The sequence below is a fragment of the Legionella sp. 227 genome, assembly GCF_043161935.1.
Classification (GTDB): domain Bacteria; phylum Pseudomonadota; class Gammaproteobacteria; order Legionellales; family Legionellaceae; genus Legionella; species Legionella sheltonii.
The window spans coordinates 1529827-1550486 of sequence record NZ_CP171154.1 but is presented as its reverse complement, the minus strand read 5'-3'; the positions used below and the strand labels follow the sequence as shown (position 1 = coordinate 1550486).

Sequence of the window (20660 nt, the reverse complement as noted above, 5' to 3'; positions counted from 1 at the left end):
AATAAAAAAATAACCACATGACTTATTTTTAATCTTATCGCTATTGATAATCATTTTCATTTGAGATACAGTTTTAAGCCCAATCCATTAGCTGAGCAAATAAATGGCAGTAAATAAAAAAAAGTTGAAAAAAATTCCTCGTTACCTTGCTCTGGGTTCCCTTACTGTAGGAGCTAGTTTAATTCTTGGCTTTTTAAGTTTTGGAGGGATGTATGCATTATATCCTGCTTTATTTTTAGCATTTGCTACTTTTGGCCTTTCAGTAGCCTATGAGGGTGAAATATATTTACAAAATATTAAGGGGGCTTTTAAAAAGTTATTTAAACAAAATTACTTAGAGAATCACCTGGCCAAAGAATATTTGCTGGAGCATTTCCCTCAACATCTTGATTCTAAGGAAACCCCTCAATTTTTCAGAGATTATGATATCCAACTCAAACTGCTCAGTGAGTTTAATCATAAACCACTCAATAAAGAGAGCAGAAAACGCAAAAAACAAATAGAAAAAACACTCGCGGATATGGAAAAATGGTTCGCCTTGCAATTATTTACAACCAAAGAAAAGAAAAAACAATCGGCTTACACTGAAGAATTAAGTCAATGGCTTAAAGACCATGAACAAAATGAATGGCAAGCACGTTTACAAAAACGCCAGTCCACATTTCAGATAGTTAAAGGGTTTAGTCTTCTCGCTGCAACATTTATGGGACTTGGTAGCACCTACCTCATTGTTGAAGCCTTTAGCGTGATTCCTTTGATAGCCGCCATTCCCTTTGCTTTTTGGCCCATTTTCATTGTGCCCATGGCTATCGTTGCTGGGGCTGCTTATGGAATGTTGATTTATAATACAGTTACCGATCTCATTAACAATGATACCCTCAACAAATGGTATACACGACTTCGCAATGATTTGAGCCAAGGCCTAACAGTTCGTAATCTATTTATGACTGCTATGGCTGTTCTTTTAGTAAGCTTAGCCATTGCACTTACTGTTTGTACCGCAGGTACCTGGTGGACTGTAGCGACCAGTGCACGTCCTTTATTTGAGTGGATGAAAAGAATGCCCAGTTTTGTTATGGGCGTGATTAATCCCATCATTACTGGATTATCCGCTATATTTTTTAACATACAAAACTCATTAGAATCCCTGGAAATGGTCTATGAGGCCACCGCTCCAGATGCAGATACGGATGCCAAAAAAAATACCAATATATTCCAGCGCACATACCAGGGAATCGCTGATGTATTCGCCCAGGTATGGAATACTGAGAATTGGTTGCAGCTACTTAACCCATTCCGCCTCCTATTAAAATTAACGATTACACCACTACGTATCCTGCTTTTTCTGGGGCATTTAGTGAGTGTTGCACTCACTTCAGATCGCATGCCCGGGGTGCCTCAAATAGTGTCTGCACTTGTAGCAATTATCTGTGAGGGATTCGAAGATGCTCATTATTTTGTTGGCGTGAATCAAAAAGCAAAAACATTATTGGAAGAGCGCCTAGGTTCTGAAGCAGACCATCAAAACGCAGATATTCCAACTTTTCTGCTCAAAGTTCTGGCTTCACCTTTGTATTTTCTCGCAGCAGGTTGGGATTGTTTGGCAAGTAAAATGAATCCTTCCGTCTCTGGCGATGCTTCCTCCTCGCAACCGAAGATACTTACTCTGGCAGAAGCATTGAATAAACAATTAGGTATTGAAAAAGAAGTAGAAGTCAAATTAGCCCAAGATGTAGAACGTCCATCGGCAGAATGGCAGGCTGAACATACTGTTTCTCTGATTGAAAAATATCAAAGAAAACATTTAGATACGATTTGGCTTGGCGATGAAATTGCTGGAGAGAAAAAAGCAGCACTCGAGAACTTGAAAACAGAAATTCGCCAAACAAATGGTTCCTCATTAGCGAGCGTACTTGCGAAGGCAAAAATGAATCCTGTTTATAATCAACATCGATTATTTGCGCTACAAGAAGATGAGCTCACTGCAACACAAGAATTTATTGCAGACTTACCAGAGCGCGTTAATGCAATTTAATGCATTTTCTTTCTTTAAAAATCCCTATCAACTCAATTGGTAGGGATGGCAATTTGAGTCACATTCCTTACTTTCATTTTTTTATTCTACAAAACAACCCACTGGATTTTCTATAGGGACGACGGCAACTCGAACTGAATTATCCTATTCAATCGAGGAAAACAAAGGCATCAAAATCTTAGGTGTCAGTTAAACCCACAATTTAATTTGGCTATAAAGCAAATGACTTGTGTTCTTATATAAGCAATAATGCACTAAAATTGAGATCGTTCAATTCATTGTCTAAGTCATTTATACACTATGAATTGAATATGATGTTGTTAGCTCAAATAAGCTTTTGGAGGAATCTGTTGCAAAAAATTCTACCTCACAGTATCGCTTTATTTTTTCTATTTATTGGTATTTGCTGTGCACAACAACGTGACATTGTAATTACCATTGATGACTTGCCTCTTGTTGATGCGCCCCCCCAGGCCATTGAACAGATGGTCCATAGCCTTGTGAAACATAAAGTTCCTGCAATCGCGTTTATCATTGGCAACCGAGTCAACCAAGAAACAGTAGCGCAATTTAAACTGTTTCAACGAAATGGATTAGAGTTGGGAAATCATACTTATTCCCATTTGAATTTAAAGCATGTTTCTTGCGAAAAATACATTGATGATTTGATTAAAGCAGATGTAATTCTTACCCATTATATGTCAAAGCCTAAATACTTTCGTTACCCATACCTTTCTGAAGGTAAATTGTGGCGGAAAAGTGTTATTCGTCACTATCTCAATGAGAATCATTATATTGTTGCCCCAGTCACAATTGACAGTAGAGACTTTGAGTTTAACGAAGAATTAGTTACACGCCTCAAACAAAATCCATCTGCCTCGATAACTGATTTTAAAACACGTTATCTTGAATATGTTTGGCAACGGACATTAACTGCTGAAAAAAATACTCCTGGCAAACAAGTCTTACTCATACATGCTAATTTACTGAACAGTTATTTTTTAGATGACTTATTGCAGATGTTTGAAGTGCATGGCTATCATTTTATTTCACTGGGTGAAGCATTAAAACCGCAATAAAATAGAGCTTAAGCTCGCTGCAAAACGCCCTATTCTTACCTTAGAAAAAGTCATGCCATTAAAGCAGGCTTCCTGAAGATTTGTGTTCTGTTGCCATTTCATTAGGCCCTATAACAATGTGGTAATTTCATTGTTATAGGCGCATCGGGGATGGATAAAGCACGGGGCACTTTAGCCAAGGCGTAATTTTGCATCACCTAGAATATGTAGCATATCTATCGCAACGGTGGCACCTACTAAAGCAGTTGTTTGAGCTACATCATAGGGCGGAGATACCTCAACAACATCCCCGCCAACCATGTTCAATCCCACTAGGCCCCATAAAATTTCTCGCTGCATTGCAGAGGATAATCCACCGGGCATGGGAGTTCCTGTACCAGGGGTGAATGCAGGATCCATGCAATCCACATCAAGGCTTATATAACATTTTCGATCGCCAACTATTTTTTTTATTTGTTCTACTACACCTTGGCTCCCCATTTGGAAACATTGATTTGCAGTAATTACATGTAATTTGGGGGTTTCTGGAACACTGGTACGAATGCCAATTTGAACAGAAGACTCAGGATCGATAAGTCCCTCTTTAGCTGCGTAATAAAACATGCTTCCATGAGTCAAATGAGGCATTTGAACTGTATCGGTATGTGCATCAAAATGGATTAATGATAGCTTTCCATGCTGACCTGCCAGCGCTTTTATAGCGGGATAAGCAACTAAGTGATCACCCCCCAATCCCAAGGTAAAAACACCGTGTGAGCACAGTTCACTGATAGCGGCTTCAACGTTTTCCAACATATGATTAATTTGACCAGGAAAAAAGCCAATATCCCCATAATCAATAATTTTAAATTTTTCATTTAATCGATAGGTATGGGGCCAACAAGTCCCAAGTATACTTAGATAGCATGAAAGATCTCGAATGCTTCGAGGTCCAAATCGTGCACCTGAGCGATTGAAAGTACTTAAATCAAAGGGGACTCCATAAACGGCAAGATCTACACCTTGGATAGTTCGTGTGTACTCCGATCTGAAGAATGTAGTAATACCTTCATAGGGTACTGATTTCGTTAGTATTGGTTTCTGTGAAGCAGGATCATTATGAGACATAATCAATTCATTCCATGTTATTTGATAGCGGGCGTGCTTATAACTTATAAATAGACTACGCAGTAAATTATAGACCAAATAGAATTGGATATCGCAAGAGGATGATAACTAATAACCAGTCATTTTTAAGAATATAATCCACTATAAACTATTGACCTGATCCCATAATTCATCAGAGATTTGCCGGCATTTTCTTGTGTTGCTCACCAGTGCCTAAACGCTATTTGGCTGAGTCTGGTTTATGTTATTCATCATAAAGCCAGCTGTTCACATCATTGGCCTTTAGGCAAATAACAGCCCTATATCATGCGCGCCTGCTTGTCAAAAACTCAGCATGGATGGTTACAAAAAGAGTTGGCATCGAAATCAAATGAAATCAATTTCTGCAAAGTCACATTAGTTGTAGTTACAAACTCTTTTATTTATGTCAAGATTCTTTCAGTGAAAACTCCCTAGTAATTACTTAATGCTGAGAAAGTAGCTATGCGAAAAAACTGAATGGGACCAACTACTTTTTAACTCAACTTATAGTTTATGGATTAACTGATGATGATAAAATATTTAAGGGATATAGTCGTTGCGTTTGCATTGATGGGGTGTCACATCGTTTACTCTGGAGGGAGTACGTTTTTTAATGTTTCTGCGACAGGGATTCCAGCCCAAGTGAATCTTACCCTATGCTTAAACGGAAAAAGAGCTGTTTCGTGTCAAAATTATAATGTTTCAGCCTTAACATTAAGTATTCTTACAACCATACCCAATCATACTTATCCACAAGCTGGGATCAAAATAAATACACCAGGCTATGCGCTCTCAGGTTGTCAATTGCAAGGCAATGGATATTGCCTCTTTTCGGTGAGTAACACGAAAGCAGCAATTATTCCGCTGACACCGCCGACATGCCAAGCGGATGTAATTGCTTTTACGCCTACAGTAACCCAAGTTAACAATCCTATTGGTAATACCCCAAACCCTTCACAGCAATTTACAATCAGTATGACCATGTGTAATTCGCAAGGAAAGCCAATTATTCCCAGCGAGAGCAACCCAATCCATGTGGATGTTTATGGTGCACCAGACGGAGTCATTGCGCCAACATCAACAACGACAAGCACTGGATCAGTAACTTTTGCCTACAGTGGCCAAGCATTTCCGAACAACATTTCGATCAATGCTTGGATTAGTGATAGTACCAATAATGGTGCCGCGCTTGGAGTAACCCAGGTGCTACAACAAAATACGCCGCCGTGTACTTATGGCAATACAAGTTATCAAGTACCATTAGTACAAACACTACCTAATGCCTTACAGGTAATGGCTGATGTAGGCTACAATGTGACGTCGGCAACAGATACTCTTACTCATTTCACGATTGATACGGGCTCTTTGGGAGTTATTGTTCCGAGCGATGAGCTTCCTAGAAATCCTAGCGTAATCGGTCCAGGGGCACCGGGTGTTAAATATTATGATAGCAGTGGCAATACTTATTCAGGAAATTACTACCTTGCACCGGTAAGAGTAAAAACTGTCAATGGAACCGTACAAACTTACCCTATTATGGTTCTTGGAATTGACAAAGCCTACTGTAGTGGCCCCACCACCAGGTCGTGCTATTCAAACCCACCCTTGCCCGATCTGCATTACCTGGGTGTTGGTTTTAACCGAAACAGTACTACCGCTGGAGATTTATTTAACTCGCCTACGGCTAATGCTTTTCTTCATTTAACCAATGCACAAAATGGAACCAATCTAAGTCCAGGTTATTACCTCACCCCAAATGATGGTATGACCGCTACAGGATTAGCTCTGGGTATTACTACCAATAATCAATACAATGTGGTCCAATTAACAGCTAACCCAAGCGTGCCGGGTGACTTTTATCCTCAGGCCGGGTGTTACAGTTTTCCCAACTCTCCGCTACCCAATCAGTTCTGTGGTACAGCGCTTCTCGATGTCGGCATTGACTCGATGTTCATAGACTTACCCAAAGCCCAATGGCCAGCAGGAACTTATAACTCAAGAGATGAGGTGCCTGCAGGAATAAATATGGCGATTTTAATGGGGGCATTAACTACACCAGCAATGCAATACCATTTTAGCGCAGTTGACGGTAATCCCCCGAGCAATAGTGCAACCCCTACTGTAGTGCAATGGATTGATAGTACGACGAGCGGCCAAATCTTCGTGAATACCGGTCGACGACCATTGTACCTTTACGACTATTTCTACAACGGCCAGTGTGGGCAGGTGGGCTTTAAACAGTTACCATAAATTTGGGGACGCACGAAAATAAATGTGTGCAAAAAGAAATGAAAATTCCGAAGACTCACGCCGATCTGCAGAGAATGCCCCTGAACACGTATTTCTGCAAACGGAGCAACATCTTCGGAATATCATTGAAAATGCCCCCACCGGCATTGTAACTATGTCTATTAACGGGGAGCTATTGCAAGTTAACCCCGCTTACTGTGAGATTACTGGTTATTTCAAGGAAGAGTTAGAAGGCATGAATTATAGAGTATTGAGCTTGGATGATGATCTCGCAGTAGATAACTATAATGTGCAGCAATTACTTGAAGGAAAAATCAACTCCTATAAGCTTGAAAAACTTTACCTCCGAAAAGATAGTAAAATTATATGGGTACAAGTCACTCGCTCACTCCTAAGAGATGATTCTACGGATAATCCACTTTATTTTATTGCCCAAGTAGAAGACATTACCTTGCGTAAAGAGGCTGAAAATACCCTAAAAACCAATGAAGCTTATCTCAGAAACATAGTCAAGTATGCGCCAGTAGGGATTGTAACTACATCACTTGATGGTCAATTATTAGACATTAATCCTGCTTATTGCAGAATTACGGGTTACGATAAAGAAGAGCTTGAACGGATGAATTATAAACAGCTCACTTATGTTGAAGATTTTTCAATTGATGCATTAAAAGTACAAGAATTGCTGGCTGGCAAAATTGCTTCTTATCAACTTGAAAAACGTTACGTACGTAGAGATCAAACGATTATTTGGGTATTAGCAATTCGCTCACTTGTTCGTGATAGCGACACCGATGACCCGTTATATTTTATTGCGCAAGTTGTAGATATTACTGAGCGCAAAAAAGCAGAGCACATGCTAAGAGAAAGTGAAGCACTATTCCGCTCCATTATAGACAACGCACCAATAGGTATGGCTATTCAATCGTTAGATGGTCAATTTTTACAAGTAAACCGTGCACTTTGTGAGCTCACCGGCTATAAAAAGGAAGCGTTAGAAAAATTAAGCCTGGATGATATTGTCTATCCTGATGACTTAGTAAACGAGAGTAATCCAATACAGCGCCTGATTGAAGGCAAAGATCGTTATTATCAAATTGAAAAACGCATCCGTAACAATGGGAGCTTTGCCTGGGTAGAAATTACCCGATCTATTTTGCGCAATACCCACACGGGTGCCCCATTATATTTTATTGTTCAAGTAGAAGACATCAATGAACAGATACTAAACAGGGAGAAAATTCGCTATCTCGCTTATCATGATATCTTAACGGGTTTACCCAACCGTCAGCTTTTGTATGAACAATTAATAAAGACACTTGCTCTTGCTAAACGGTATGAGCGCATTTTTGCGATTCTGTTTATTGATCTTGATAAGTTCAAAAATATTAATGATACATTTGGTCATGATGTAGGCGATAATCTGCTTAAAGAAGTGACATCAAGATTAAATAAATCCTTTCGTGCTAGTGATCTGCTTGCACGTACAGGAGGCGATGAGTTCATTCTGGTGCTTACAGAAATCAAAGCACCTCAAGACGCAGGGATTGTTGCGGAGAAAACCCTGAAAATCATCAGGAAGCCCATCATTATTTGCAACCAATCCATGCAAATTGGAGCCAGTATTGGCATTGTTACCTATCCTAAACATGGGCATGATATTACTGAGTTAATGAAAAAAGCGGATAGTGCAATGTATACCGCTAAATATGCGGGTGGAAATCAATATCATTTTTATTAAAAATTATTAAGTTGACTTATTGAAGCCTGGGATCTGCGACGCTATCCCCAGGCGACAAGGCAGATCGATTTATAATGAATTAATTACTCTGTAGTAATAATTCCTTAGCATGAGAACGCGTTTGCTCTGTTATGGTCAAGCCTCCCAACATACGCGCAATTTCATCAACTTTTTCAGCAGACTGTAACAAGGAAATCCTGGTAAAGGTTTCTTTATTATCGCTTCGCTTTTCAACCATAAAATGGTTATGCGCTGAGGCGGCAACCTGTGGTTGGTGTGTGACACAAAATACTTGTAACCGTTCACCCAATTTACGAAGCATCTGACCTACTAGGGCGGCTGTAGCACCACCAATACCTACATCCACTTCATCAAACAATAAAGTAGGTGTTGTCCCTTGTTGGGCAGTAATCATTTGTATGGACAAGCTAATTCGAGAAAGTTCACCGCCTGAAGCTACTTTACTGAGCGAATCGAGCTCCATACCCGGATTAGTGCATACTTTATATTCCACTTTATCCATTCCATGAACCTGCATTTTTTCTAGTGGAGTGATTTCGATTTCTACCCAGCCTTTAGGCATACCAAGCTGCTGAATGCTGCCTGTAATTTCCTTAGCCAATTTTTTTGCTTGTCCTTGCCGTTCTTTTCTTAATTTAAGGGCAGCAGCTTCATAGGCGGCAACCAGCTGACGATGTTCAATTTTTAATTGGGCCAACCTGCTCTCGCTGTCTTGCAAAGTATCTAACTCTTTTTGCAAGTTCGATGCATGCTCATGAAGTTGGCTGCTATCAATATGATATTTACGAGCGAGCTGGTGGAGTACACTCATCCGCGTTTCTATTTCATGCAACCGTTCAGGATCCAGATGGACACGATCCACAAATTGCTGCATTTCATCGATTGCTTCTTCGCATTGAATCAATGCACCATTAATTAATTCAAATGTATTTTTAATCGGTGCTTGTTCTGTTGGTAATTGACTTAGGAGCTGCAGAATCTGATTTAAGCCAGTACAAAGGTTAGGCTCATCTTCGGAATTCAATAATCCATGTATTTGCTGACTTTTTTGCAAATACTCTTTTGCGTGATGCAGCATTTGATGTTCTTGATACAACGTTTCAATTTCATTTTCATGCAAATTCAACGCTGATAATTCTTCAATTTGGAATTGTAATAATGCGATCCTATCCGCTTGCTGTTCCTGCCCCTGCAATACATCAATTTCTTGCTGAATTTTTTGACATTGTTTATAGAGCCGAGCCACCTCATCCAGCAAGAGCTGGTTCTTACCATATTGATCTAACTGTTGACGATGTGTTGTATGATGCATCAATGTTTGATGCTGGTGTTGTCCGTGAATATGGACCAGTTTTTCACTTAACTCTTTTACCTTTTGTAATGGAAAAGGTTGGCCGTTAATATAAGATTTGGATCGGCCTTCGGCATAAATCACTCGCCGTAAATAAATTTCACCATCACCGCATGGAACATCATGCTCTTCTAACCATAGGGCCGGTTCAGAACCTTGCCCCACAAAAAATCCTGCAGTGATGTCACATTTTTCTTGACCAGGCCGAATCACTGAAGCATCTGCTCTATCCCCTAATGCCAACATCAACGCATCGATCATAATCGACTTACCCGCTCCGGTTTCACCAGTGAAAGCGGTCATCCCTTGAGTAAAATCTAACTCCAGGTGCTGCACAATCGCAAACTGTTCAATGCACAAAGTAGTGAGCATGTTCTATCCTTGATGTTTGGATTCCCAACCAAGCTTTGATCGTAATGTATCATAATAATGATAATCAAGAGGATGCAACAGGCGTAATTGGTGACCATTTTTTTGAATCATGACCTTTTGTCCAGGTTTGACCATTCTTGACTCATGACCATCACAACTTACTCGCAAATCAGATTCGTTAAACTGGCTGATATGCAGTTCAATATTAGCCTCTCCATCGATAACCAATGGACGTGAACTCAAGCTATGGGAAAACATAGGCACCAAAACGATGGCATTCAAATGTGGATGCATGATTGGACCACCTGCAGATAAAGCATAGGCTGTAGATCCTGTGGGTGTTGATAAAATCATCCCATCAGAACGATAATGACTGACCAATTGTTGATTGATGTATACGGAAAATTCTACGAGATGTGTTTCCTTTCCACGACCTAAAACAACATCATTGAGGGCATCACCCTCAAAATAAGTATGGTCTTCATCGTATATCCGCGTATGGAGAAGAAAGCGTTTTTCTTCCTCATAAGAACCGGTTAAAACTGCACTCAGCTGGGACTCCAACTCATGAGGCAAAATATCGGTGAGGAATCCTAAACGCCCTCGGTTAATCCCAATGACTGGTGTATCGACCTTAATCGCCATCCGTGCGGCTGAAAGCAAACTTCCATCACCGCCAACTACGATAATCAAATCATTTTTTTCACCCATATCTTCTCTGGCTAAAACAGGGATTTTCACATCAAATCCCGTAGCCGTATCGATATCTTGATAGACTTGAACATTTTGCTTTTGCAAAAAATCAATCAAACGATATAAGGTTTCATTCACCCCTTGATTCGCCCTATGCTGGCGTGCATACAAGATGGTCCGTTTGAATTGAACTTTATTCTTCAATATTTGCTGTTCTTGATGCTTTTTTTCGTTCATGTTCTTTCAATGATTTTTTTCGTAACCGGATAGAATCAGGAGTTACCTCAACTAATTCATCGTCATCAATAAATTCCAAAGCCTGCTCTAAAGTTAACTTGACTGCAGGAGTCAATATAATGTTTTCGTCAGAACCGGAGGCACGGATATTGGTTAATTGTTTTTCTTTTGTAACATTCACCACCAAATCATTATCACGAGCATGAATTCCAACGATCATCCCTTCATAACACACGGTTTGCGGTTCAACAAATAATCTACCGCGCTCTTGCAGATTAAATAACGCAAAACCTCGAGCCATTCCTTGACAATTAGCAATCAGCACCCCGTTAGCTCGCTTTCCTATGCGTCCTTTAATCGCTGGACCATAATGATCGTAAACATGGTACATTAGCCCGGTACCAGAGGTAGAGGACAAAAATTCATTATGAAAACCGATAAGACCGCGCGTAGGAATCATATAGTCAAGACGTACGCGACCTTTGCCATCGGGAACCATATTTTGTAATTCACCACGGCGCTCACCCAATTTTTCCATAATGGAGCCTTGGTGATTTTCTTCCACATCTACAGTTAGATGTTCGTAAGGTTCTTGTTGTTCCCCATCGACTTCACGAATAATTACTTCTGGTTTACTGATCGCTAATTCATATCCCTCACGACGCATTGTTTCAATCAGAATAGATAAATGCAATTCGCCACGACCAGAAACACGAAACTTGTCTGGATCATCACAATCTTCAACCCGTAACGCCACATTATGTAATAATTCCGTTTCCAAACGTTCCCGAATTTTGCGCGAAGTAACAAATTTTCCTTCTTGACCAGCAAAAGGTGAATCATTTACTTGGAAGGTCATGCTAATTGTTGGCTCATCAACCGAAAGCACGGGTAATCCTTCAACAATATTAGGATCACAAATCGTATCGGAAATTTTGATGCCCTCAATACCGGTAATCGCAATAATATTACCAGCACTGGCTTCTTCCACTTCAACTCGTTCAAGCCCTTTAAAGCCTAATAATTGCAATAAGCGACCTGAGCGAATATTGCCATCTTTATCAATAATCTTCACTGCAGATTTCGCTTTGATTTGTCCGCGAGTGATGCGGCCTATACCAATTGTCCCTACATAAGAGGAATAATCTAAAGAACTGATTTGCATTTGGAAAGGACCATCCGCATCCACTTTAGGCGCTTCTACTTTATCGATAATTGTCTGCAATAAAGCACTCATATCGGTCGCTTCATCTTCCAAATTTAATTTAGCATAACCGTTTAAGGCAGAAGTATAAACAACAGGAAAATCCAATTGGGCATCTGTGGCACCCAAATTATCGAAAAGATCAAAAACCTGATCCATAACCCAATGAGGCCGTGCTCCGGGACGATCGATTTTATTAATCACAACAATAGGATTTAATCCCCGCGCAAAAGCTTTCTGGGTCACGAACCGTGTTTGAGGCATTGGTCCATCCACGGCATCAACCAACAACAATACACTGTCAACCATTGATAAGATACGCTCTACTTCGCCACCAAAGTCAGCATGTCCCGGGGTATCAACAATATTAATTTGATGATTTTTCCAATACACACAAGTATTTTTTGCAAGAATGGTAATGCCCCGCTCCTTTTCTAAAGCATTGGAGTCCATCACGCGTTCAACTTTAGGTGCTCTCTCATTAAGCGTACCTGTTTGTTGCAGTAATTTATCTACTAGCGTGGTTTTACCATGGTCAACGTGGGCGATAATGGCGATATTGCGAATCTGATCAATCATAAATAACCTTTGAAGGAAAAAGCTGAGTGTTTGTTCATAGATTTGACATTATACATCAATAAGCAGCTAAAACCTATCTGCTTATTGTATTTTAGCAGTAAACTACACTTATATCCTGGCTATTACCGCTGTCCATCGATCTTTGCCTGGATCCCGCAGGGTGTGGTTTTCATCGCAACTCCCTTGCGTCCTGAGATAAACCTGAGAACTGATTTTCGAGATGTATCGAAGATTCAGCGGTTTACACGTAACCAGGCTATAACTGATAACGCTACAAATTACTGCTCTTTAATCTACCAATTATTTTTTAACTGCTAAAATAATAATGAGGGGTTAAAAATAGGGAGTAATTATGAAAAAACTAATTTTACATCCCACTGATATTAGCCAATGGCATGCATTGGTTAATGAGGCGCAAGCCGCAACTCAATTGATACTAACTGAGAATACTGAAAGTTATTTGGTATTTTTATTAATGCGTTTCGCTCAAGGGCCTAAATTGATTGAATCGGTTGTTGCCCTTGATTTTCTTGAGTCCATGCATCGACCAAGAAACTTACAAATGGAATTGTTACGGGATGTGGGTGATAAAAGCTTACTTTTTTGTGGGCTATTCCCAGGAATTGCCAAGAGACGCCATGTCAGCCTTGAGTATTTCTCTGGAATGGGGCAAGCAGCTTACCTCACTATCAGTGAGTTAGAAGGAAAGCATACGGCAGATTTGTTTATTCAACTTAGTGAACAATTCCTTACATTGCAACACGTATTACAAGCCATGCGTGGAGAGGGTGTCGATCTGATTCAATCAGAGCAGGGGATATTATCTTCGATAAGATATACATTACAATAAAAATTTTTGTAGCTGAGGGATACAACTCCCAGTCTACACTGGCTGTAATCCTCGCAACTTTTACCTCAAGTGTCTTTGCATGGCATCACCATAAACACAGTACTTGTTGGGCTAGTGTTGTTCCCCTTAAAAAACTATCCACCTACTCAATTTATTCCCAAATGCAAGGGTTCAAATCCTTTTGTAAGCTGAGTATTGAATCTAGTGTTTATGTCGATGATGAATATCCGGGAAATGGGGATGAGTATGATATAACGGCTTATGTTTATGCCAATGAGTATGAGGTTCACCAGATGGATCTGTGGGTTGATGCTCATGTTGATGATGCTCATCATGTGTATGTCGATGCTCATGTTCCATTACTTCATGTTGATGAGCATGTGAATGATGCTCTGAAAGGTGCAACCAAATTCCAATCCCCATGAAAAGGAATGCAAGAATCAGTTGCAAGCTCACTGACTCATTTAAGAAAATAATTGCAAATCCGGCACCAACAAACGGTGCCATTGCAAAATAAGCTCCAGTCCTGGCCGTACCAATATGGCGTAATCCTAGAATGAACAATAATAAGCTGACTCCATAGCCTAAAAACCCCACTATTCCTGCAGAAATTATAAACACCGATGCGGGTAGTATCGCTCCGTAAACCATAGCAATTGTTGTATTGGTTAATCCAGCAATTAGACTTTTGATCATTGCGATTTGCAAGGGATTAGCGGCAGAGATTTTTCTTGTTAGGTTATTGTCCATTGCCCAACACATACACGCTCCGGCGATCAGTAAAGGACCTGAAAAACCTTGATAAGTTAAACTCCCTTTCCATGACAGCATAAAGCTTCCAATCACAATAGACATCATGCCTAAAGCTATATTGCGATCAACATGTTCTTTAAATGCAAACCATGCAATTATGGCTGTAAATACCGATTCGAGATTTAACAATAATGAGGCAGATGCTGCAGGAAGTCTCACTAATCCTAACATCAAAAAAACAGGCCCCAAAATCCCTCCAAGCACTACGGCACTACTAAGCCAGAGTATGTCACTGGATCTTAAAGATGCCTCGTTTGCTTTTGATTTAGTTACGTATCGTTGAAAGAAAAATATGATGAATAAACCCACTGCAGACCCAAGATAAAGTAATCCCGCCAGCAATAATGGAGGAATCTTGTCTAATAAAAATTTAGCAGCTGGTGTCGCCGCACCAAACAGTACAGCAGAAAGAATGGCATACCCGTATCCTGGATTGGTATTCGTTTTATGGTTCATAATCTTTATCATAGCTTATATAACAGCACGCTGATTGCTTGCTGGTTCCTAATGCTGAGTTCCGAAATGTTTCTCTAACAACACCATCAATCTAGGGTCTAAATGGAGTAAGGATATGGTTTTAAATGGACTATGGTTGTCTATTTCTGATAAGCGAGTAGTACCTGTAATTGACCAGTCCATTATCCATGTCATCGCAAATAGTATATGACGTATTGAGATACCCGATGCCTCAATATCAAGAATATTATCGGTATCTAAATTTAATGTCGCTAAATCGATTTGGGGAAAGAAGTACTCACGAGTTTTACCATTCATTTCGAAATTTAAAGTAATATCATGAAACAATTTAATATTTTTAAGGGGATTATACTCATCTGAGAACGTACTCATAAATATGGACCAACACTTTTGTCCATATTCATTGTCTAACACCTCCAGTTCCTGTTCAGTATGTGTACCGTTTGCGGCAAGTTGTGCCAGATCAACAAGTTGTTGTAATTCCATTTTCATATTCTGCTGAAGTGCGATGAGTGTCTTCAAAATAGCCCGACCATCTTCTGCGTGCATTATCGTTAGGCGACTCATTTCATTTACGCTCGGATGCTGCAAAACCTGTGGCTTGGTGAATTTATTTAATTGATTCATTGACGTATCAGAGGGCAACAAACTCTCTATCTGTTGGATGAGTACGGCTAACTGATTCATCGCGTTATTTGCACTATTTACAGAGCGAATATTACCTAGCAGCAAGACAGAAAAATCGATTGACGGCACGTCAAACATTAGATGATTTCCAAATCCATCCTCTTTAATTTCAATACCTATTTCATAACGAAAAAGTGGGGGCATCAATATCCTGGATTTGTACAACACCTGCGCTATTTCCTGTTTTTTCGCTTGGAATTTCAAATTAAGATAATCGAAATCTGTGGAAGGAGAACTGGCTTCTGTGATTGATTTCATGGCCAAATTTAATAGTTTATCAAGTGGCTTATCCAGATGCGTAATTGTTTTATATGCGGAGTAAACAATCGACTTCGCAGGATTGTTAAACGTAATAACCGCCGCGGGCTCAACTTCGCTATTTTTCCCAGCAAAACTTAACGAAAAAAAAGCGAATAAGAAACTTGCCCCTATCCATTTGAATGTTCTATTTAACAACAAGCTTGCATCCTCCATAATGAAAAAAGCCCTGCCTCCATGCATCAACAACGTGCGTTCAATTTGTCCTCAAGCGTTTATGATGAGCTCTCTATACTGTTTTTCGTCAAAGCCCAATGCGATCGTTTTGCCATTTTGTACCAAAACCGGTCTCTTGATGAGTGACGGATTTGCGATAATAAAATCCACTTTTTCCGCCATATTCAATGCCTCATAATCGTCTTTACATTTTCGGTAAGTCGTTCCTTTTTTGTTGACAGGAAGTTCACCTAAATACTCACCCCATGCTTGTATTTGAGCTTTGGTGGGTGGAATTTTTTTGAAATCAATAAACTCATAAGCAATTTTATTGTTTTCTAAAAACGTACGTGCTTTTTTTACCGTATCACAATTGGGAATTGCAAACATTGAAATCATTTTTGCCCACAGGATTGGCTACTCGACAGAACTACATCTTATAATGGTGCATTAAATTTTTCTAGACAAAACATAAGGAAAAGAGCATGAGATAGAATTATTGATAACATCAATCATTCTGGGAAATAGCGATAATTGAAGACAAGAGTTATTTGATTTGATACAACAATAACAATGAATCAAAATGAAAGCATTCAAATGAGGGAAAATAAATATCCCTTGGTTTTACCTTATTTTTCAATTACAACCAACTTATGGAAAAATAAATACCATGCATCCTGCATTCAAAACACAAGACATAGTTGGGTATAAAGAAAGTCATTTTATTCTCCCTAAGTATGCTTTTAAAAATGGCCAAACATTAACTCATCTTCGCCTCCATTATATTATTGCGGGCACCCCCCAAAAAAACAGTCAAGGCGAAATAACGAATGCGGTTTTATTTTTGCATTGGACCGGTGGCAGTGGTAGTGAATTGTTTGCGCGTTTTAAACAGGCATTATTGGCACCAGGAAAACCTTTTGATGCAAACAAATATTTCTTAATTTTTCCAGACAACATTGGCCAAGGACAATCAAGTAAACCCAGTGATGGCTTACGGATGCAATTCCCCAATTATAATTATCAGGACATGGTCGAACTGCAGCATCAGTTAGTCTCTGACCATTTAAAAATTTCCCATTTAAAAATGATTGTCGGTACTTCTATGGGAGGCATGCACAGCTGGATATGGAGTCAATTATATCCTGAATTTATGGATGGGATTATGCCTATTGTATGCCTCCCGCGAATCATTGATGGACGAAATTTGCTTTGGCGACAAATCGTCATTAACAGCATAAAAAATGACCCCTCTTGGAACAATGGAAATTATAAGACTCCTCCTTATGGAGTAAAAGCTATTTGGCCATTAGTTGCGATGATGGTTGACGGGGTAGCTCATATGCAGCAGATTATCCCTACTGTGAAGGAAGCAACTCATTACATCCATTCAGCAATCATGGAGAGCACGAAAAAAGACGCGAACGACATCATTTATGTGATGTCAGCCTCCAGAGACTATAATCCAGAACCTTTGTTATCTATGATTAAAACAAAGGTATTTGCTCTAGATTTCACTGATGATGCTTTAAATTCACCTGAATTTTATCGTATGCCCGCTTTAATGAAGCAAGTAAAACACGGGCGATGGATTTTGCAAAAGGGAACAGCGTCTTCACATGGCCATTTTACATTACTCTATCCCGAGTTATGGATTAAGCAGGCAAAACGCTTTGTAACATGGGCTAACCGTTCGGAAAGTTAAAATTAAACCTTTCATTCTGAACGAAACAGCATGAGGTGTCCTTCATGCTGTCTCTTTACTAAAAATTAGAATCTACTTACACGTTGGATACTTGAATGAGGTAATCTGAGTACTCCAGTTTCTACTTCCCGATGTCTGCAGAAACTCATTGGTATACCAAAACGTGCAATCATCACTCGGGTCAATGGCCATACTGCTGTAATCCCCCCAACGGTTACTCCTACCTGCTATAGACGGTAATTGATGTCCACCGCCGTTCATAATGATCTGTTCACCACGCATCATACCCCGTGGGTCGTAATGTCTACGCCCAGTATAATGAATGGAGGGGAACAGTGCGGGGCCAGAGATGCTAAAGCCTAATGCCATATTTCCCTGTTTATCCATTGCAATGCTACCCATCCATCGCCCATTACCATCAGGTTGAGTATAAGTGCCTTGCTGATGAACAATTAAGTTGCCTTTATGATTTACCCTGAGTTCATACCAACGAGTGGCCGCAATTTGATTTCCAACTTGAACAACGTGATTAAAAACCAACGATTGATGCGTGACAAAATTACGATAAGCCAATCGATACATCGGTCGGTCGGATACCACCTCAAGTCTCGCATTCGTTCCTTGTTGCACGGCGCAATCACCATCTACATTATCAGGGGTTTTATTACATATCATTGGGTTGAACGGTTTCACTCTCAGTGCAGTAGGCCCCTCAAAACGGCTGTTATTCGGATTTTGCCAATCCACATGGAACTTCCATACTGCGAGGTGGTTACGCGATGTAACCCCATTTGCATCTTGAAGCAGCCCGACAAAATAGTTGGGCTGGCCTTGGTGAGGAAGTGTTTTCCCATCTAGATCGGAGGGGAGGAAGATCCCTGCCTCTGGCTGGGGTTGAAAACATTGCATCGTTGCTGGAGCACCAACTAACATGCTTGAACGATCAAATGCACAGGCAGCAGGCCCTGACTGAGTAGGTATCGTAGGGCTAAGATCTTCAAGAGGTTCGTTGGGAAACATGACAAACATCATATAATAAGCATCTGGCCAAACGCCCAACTTCCCATAATCATTAAAGTTGGTGCCAAAATCAAATGCATAGCGATAATATGGCCCCGTCGCATCCGCTGTGGTGGAAACTGCAATGCATTGCGTCTGATGTTGTTTGTCTTGAATTGCAAATTGGGTCATAACCCAGCGATTAGCGAGTTGGTCATATTTTACAATAGGGTCACCACTATTCTGATTTTGACATGCACCACCAAACCCAGCCCATAATGCATTCCCTGCCGTTGGCCCCATAATAAGGTTTCCGGAAGCTTTATCAAAAATAGCAAAACTGGTATTAACCCACTGCACAACTTGCGTCAATCCAACTGAGGCATTAGGATCTGGAGGAGACACTTGAGGTTGAAAGTTTGAAAAGCCCGCCCCTAAACCTAAAAAACTAAGACCAGGGCTTGTCACTAGAGGCAACTCTGTATTAGGTTGAATCGCCTCGTCTACAAAATTAGCTTCTATAGGCTTAAGTTTTAGTGGTTTTCTATACATAGGAACGATGTAGCGTGATGGTTGAACTGTTAGGACAGTGGAAGCCATACTTTTTAATGGTTCCGAAACATCGTGTTTCACTTCCGAGATCACCAATTTTACTGGCTCAACGGCTAATGAACCCCCAGAAAAAATACTTATAATCAATCCAAATGCGATGTTAAATCGTTTCACGACCGTTAAACTCCTTGTAAAAAATGTTTTGCAATGACTCCCTTGGTGAAATGTTTCACGATCTCGTTTTAAAGAATGGGCTCCCAAAACGATTGCATATAAGCATCCATACCAATAGTTAAGATCATGTTATCACAATCAATAAAGCACTTAAAATCAATGAGCATAAGAGCTTTATCGTGGAGCTTTAGCCAATTTTTTGTTTGCACCAGAGCAGAATTGCAGAATTAAAAAACCTATTGCCAAAGCAAATTATTTTAATTAAAGGATTACCGCTAATATATTGAAAATGATGTATTATCCTGCTCTAATACTTCTAATTGCAGCATCCAGGGCTACAGCTGAAACTCAAAACCACTTCATTTAATGGACAAATTTATTTCTAAAGCAATCAACATGACTATTTCATAAAAGGACAAAAATTATGTCAGCAAGGAGCTTTTATTTTAGCTTGGCCAGTTGCCTCGCACTCTCTTCTCTTGCCAGCGCCGGCAGCATGGGCTCAATACCCCCAGCCCAAGGTTTCCATCCAGTCTTTACTCTCTTTGGCGGTGTTGCCGGCCTTGATGTGAAAACAAATTCGACTCAATCTTTTAGCGGAACGGATGACGAGCAGTTCATTTATTTCAGCAAAAAACATAATCAAACCACGGGTTTCGTGGGGGGATTTCTTGGCACTGAATATCAGCTTCCCCACCAAGGTCTTTTTCTGCAAGCGGGTATTGAATACGACTACTTCGGTAATGTGCGCATCAAGGGTCTAAATGCGGCAGGTATCGAGCCAGATACCAGTACGTTGTACAACTACTCTTGGCGTATTCAAACACAACAAGTAATGGCTGTAGCGAAACTCTTTACTACCACCGAGCTGACCTTAGGGACCCCGCATCAGTTCTTTCCTTACCTTTCTGTTGGATTAGGGGCTGCTTTTAATAACGCCAATGAATTTAGCACCACCACCGAAGAAACAGGCAGCATCAATATCACCCCCACTTTTAATGATCATACCCAATCCGCTTTTTCTTACACTTTGGGTATTGGGGTCGATACCTCAATCAACCAACAAATGCGCTTTGGTGTGGGATATCGTTTCTCCGATTTCGGTAAAGCTTCTCTTGATGAAGGGCAAGTGGTGTTCAAACAATACCAAGCCCCGGTAGATTTTGCATTAAGTACAGCACACACTTATGCCAATCAATTCATTGTACAGCTGTCTTACGTGGCTTAATTTATCTAATG

Annotated in this window: 15 protein-coding genes; 7 read left to right on the top strand and 8 right to left on the bottom strand. The window is 40.1% G+C overall.

The genetic code is table 11. The annotated features are described in order from the left end of the window. Nucleotides 1–103 precede the first annotated feature (103 nt). Both ACF8MK_RS06625 and ACF8MK_RS06620 read left to right on the top strand, forming a co-directional pair. Complete coding sequence (locus ACF8MK_RS06625) at nucleotides 104–2035, top strand: hypothetical protein (RefSeq protein ID WP_392538676.1); 1932 nt, start codon at nucleotides 104–106, stop codon at nucleotides 2033–2035. Nucleotides 2036–2385: 350 nt separating this feature from the next. Beyond that, nucleotides 2386–3114 carry a polysaccharide deacetylase family protein gene (locus ACF8MK_RS06620; RefSeq protein WP_392538675.1) on the top strand — a complete coding sequence of 243 codons (729 nt, stop codon included), beginning with the start codon at nucleotides 2386–2388 and terminating at the stop codon, nucleotides 3112–3114. A gap of 171 nt (nucleotides 3115–3285) precedes the next feature. On the opposite strand, the gene speB is transcribed toward ACF8MK_RS06620, so the two are convergent. Beyond that, on the bottom strand, nucleotides 3286–4221 hold the full coding sequence (gene speB, locus ACF8MK_RS06615; RefSeq protein ID WP_392538674.1) for an agmatinase: 936 nt from the start codon (nucleotides 4219–4221) through the stop codon (nucleotides 3286–3288). A 546-nt stretch (nucleotides 4222–4767) separates the two neighbouring features. On the opposite strand from speB, the gene ACF8MK_RS06610 reads away from it, so the two are divergent. Further along, nucleotides 4768–6492: a hypothetical protein gene (locus ACF8MK_RS06610; RefSeq protein ID WP_392538673.1), complete on the top strand. Its 1725-nt coding sequence runs from the start codon at nucleotides 4768–4770 to the stop codon at nucleotides 6490–6492. Nucleotides 6493–6514: 22 nt separating this feature from the next. Further along, nucleotides 6515–8233, top strand: coding sequence for a PAS domain S-box protein (locus ACF8MK_RS06605; RefSeq protein ID WP_392538672.1), 1719 nt, complete (start codon nucleotides 6515–6517; stop codon nucleotides 8231–8233). Nucleotides 8234–8312: 79 nt separating this feature from the next. On the opposite strand, the gene recN is transcribed toward ACF8MK_RS06605, so the two are convergent. The 3 genes from recN to typA are packed head-to-tail and all read right to left on the bottom strand — an operon-like array spanning nucleotide 8313 to nucleotide 12690. Next, nucleotides 8313–9977, bottom strand: coding sequence for a DNA repair protein RecN (gene recN, locus ACF8MK_RS06600; RefSeq protein WP_392538671.1), 1665 nt, complete (start codon nucleotides 9975–9977; stop codon nucleotides 8313–8315). Nucleotides 9978–9980: 3 nt separating this feature from the next. Beyond that, nucleotides 9981–10907, bottom strand: coding sequence for an NAD(+) kinase (locus tag ACF8MK_RS06595; protein WP_392538670.1), 927 nt, complete (start codon nucleotides 10905–10907; stop codon nucleotides 9981–9983). Beyond that, the gene (typA, locus tag ACF8MK_RS06590; RefSeq protein ID WP_265703536.1) at nucleotides 10864–12690 is read right to left on the bottom strand and encodes a translational GTPase TypA; all 1827 of its coding nucleotides are present in this window, start codon (nucleotides 12688–12690) and stop codon (nucleotides 10864–10866) included. Before typA ends, ACF8MK_RS06595 begins: the two co-directional genes overlap by 44 nt. 352 nt (nucleotides 12691–13042) lie before the next feature. Here typA and ACF8MK_RS06585 point away from each other — a divergent pair, with 352 nt between their 5' ends. Next, the gene (locus ACF8MK_RS06585; protein ID WP_392538669.1) at nucleotides 13043–13540 is read left to right on the top strand and encodes a hypothetical protein; all 498 of its coding nucleotides are present in this window, start codon (nucleotides 13043–13045) and stop codon (nucleotides 13538–13540) included. A 201-nt stretch (nucleotides 13541–13741) separates the two neighbouring features. On the opposite strand, the gene ACF8MK_RS06580 is transcribed toward ACF8MK_RS06585, so the two are convergent. The 3 genes from ACF8MK_RS06580 to ACF8MK_RS06570 all read right to left on the bottom strand — a co-directional run bounded on the left by ACF8MK_RS06580 (nucleotide 13742) and on the right by ACF8MK_RS06570 (nucleotide 16390). Continuing rightward, a complete protein-coding gene (locus ACF8MK_RS06580) occupies nucleotides 13742–14809 on the bottom strand; it encodes a DMT family transporter (protein ID WP_392538668.1) in 1068 nt (355 codons plus the stop codon). A gap of 48 nt (nucleotides 14810–14857) precedes the next feature. Further along, on the bottom strand, nucleotides 14858–15976 hold the full coding sequence (locus tag ACF8MK_RS06575; RefSeq protein ID WP_392538667.1) for a hypothetical protein: 1119 nt from the start codon (nucleotides 15974–15976) through the stop codon (nucleotides 14858–14860). A 66-nt stretch (nucleotides 15977–16042) separates the two neighbouring features. Continuing rightward, nucleotides 16043–16390 carry an arsenate reductase family protein gene (locus ACF8MK_RS06570; protein ID WP_392538666.1) on the bottom strand — a complete coding sequence of 116 codons (348 nt, stop codon included), beginning with the start codon at nucleotides 16388–16390 and terminating at the stop codon, nucleotides 16043–16045. Nucleotides 16391–16661: 271 nt separating this feature from the next. Between ACF8MK_RS06570 and ACF8MK_RS06565 the strand changes: the two genes are divergently transcribed. Further along, nucleotides 16662–17696, top strand: coding sequence for an alpha/beta fold hydrolase (locus ACF8MK_RS06565; RefSeq protein ID WP_392538665.1), 1035 nt, complete (start codon nucleotides 16662–16664; stop codon nucleotides 17694–17696). A 72-nt stretch (nucleotides 17697–17768) separates the two neighbouring features. On the opposite strand, the gene ACF8MK_RS06560 is transcribed toward ACF8MK_RS06565, so the two are convergent. Next, nucleotides 17769–19421: a hypothetical protein gene (locus ACF8MK_RS06560; protein ID WP_392538664.1), complete on the bottom strand. Its 1653-nt coding sequence runs from the start codon at nucleotides 19419–19421 to the stop codon at nucleotides 17769–17771. Between the two features lie 424 nt (nucleotides 19422–19845). Here ACF8MK_RS06560 and ACF8MK_RS06555 point away from each other — a divergent pair, with 424 nt between their 5' ends. Next, nucleotides 19846–20649 (top strand): outer membrane protein, encoded by an 804-nt coding sequence (locus tag ACF8MK_RS06555; RefSeq protein WP_392538663.1) that lies wholly within the window; start codon nucleotides 19846–19848, stop codon nucleotides 20647–20649. The last annotated feature ends 11 nt before the right edge of the window (nucleotides 20650–20660 follow it).

Bases quoted from the DNA above. Each gene is read 5' to 3' on its own strand.
- recN (WP_392538671.1), bottom strand. From the start codon at position 9,977: ATGCTCACTACTTTGTGCATTGAACAGTTTGCGATTGTGCAGCACCTG.
- ACF8MK_RS06585 (WP_392538669.1), top strand. From the start codon at position 13,043: ATGAAAAAACTAATTTTACATCCCACTGATATTAGCCAATGGCATGCA.
- ACF8MK_RS06605 (WP_392538672.1), top strand. From the start codon at position 6,515: ATGTGTGCAAAAAGAAATGAAAATTCCGAAGACTCACGCCGATCTGCA.
- ACF8MK_RS06625 (WP_392538676.1), top strand. From the start codon at position 104: ATGGCAGTAAATAAAAAAAAGTTGAAAAAAATTCCTCGTTACCTTGCT.
- ACF8MK_RS06580 (WP_392538668.1), bottom strand. From the start codon at position 14,809: ATGAACCATAAAACGAATACCAATCCAGGATACGGGTATGCCATTCTT.
- ACF8MK_RS06595 (WP_392538670.1), bottom strand. From the start codon at position 10,907: ATGAACGAAAAAAAGCATCAAGAACAGCAAATATTGAAGAATAAAGTT.
- ACF8MK_RS06610 (WP_392538673.1), top strand. From the start codon at position 4,768: ATGATGATAAAATATTTAAGGGATATAGTCGTTGCGTTTGCATTGATG.
- typA (WP_265703536.1), bottom strand. From the start codon at position 12,690: ATGATTGATCAGATTCGCAATATCGCCATTATCGCCCACGTTGACCAT.
- ACF8MK_RS06570 (WP_392538666.1), bottom strand. From the start codon at position 16,390: ATGATTTCAATGTTTGCAATTCCCAATTGTGATACGGTAAAAAAAGCA.
- speB (WP_392538674.1), bottom strand. From the start codon at position 4,221: ATGTCTCATAATGATCCTGCTTCACAGAAACCAATACTAACGAAATCA.
- ACF8MK_RS06565 (WP_392538665.1), top strand. From the start codon at position 16,662: ATGCATCCTGCATTCAAAACACAAGACATAGTTGGGTATAAAGAAAGT.
- ACF8MK_RS06555 (WP_392538663.1), top strand. From the start codon at position 19,846: ATGTCAGCAAGGAGCTTTTATTTTAGCTTGGCCAGTTGCCTCGCACTC.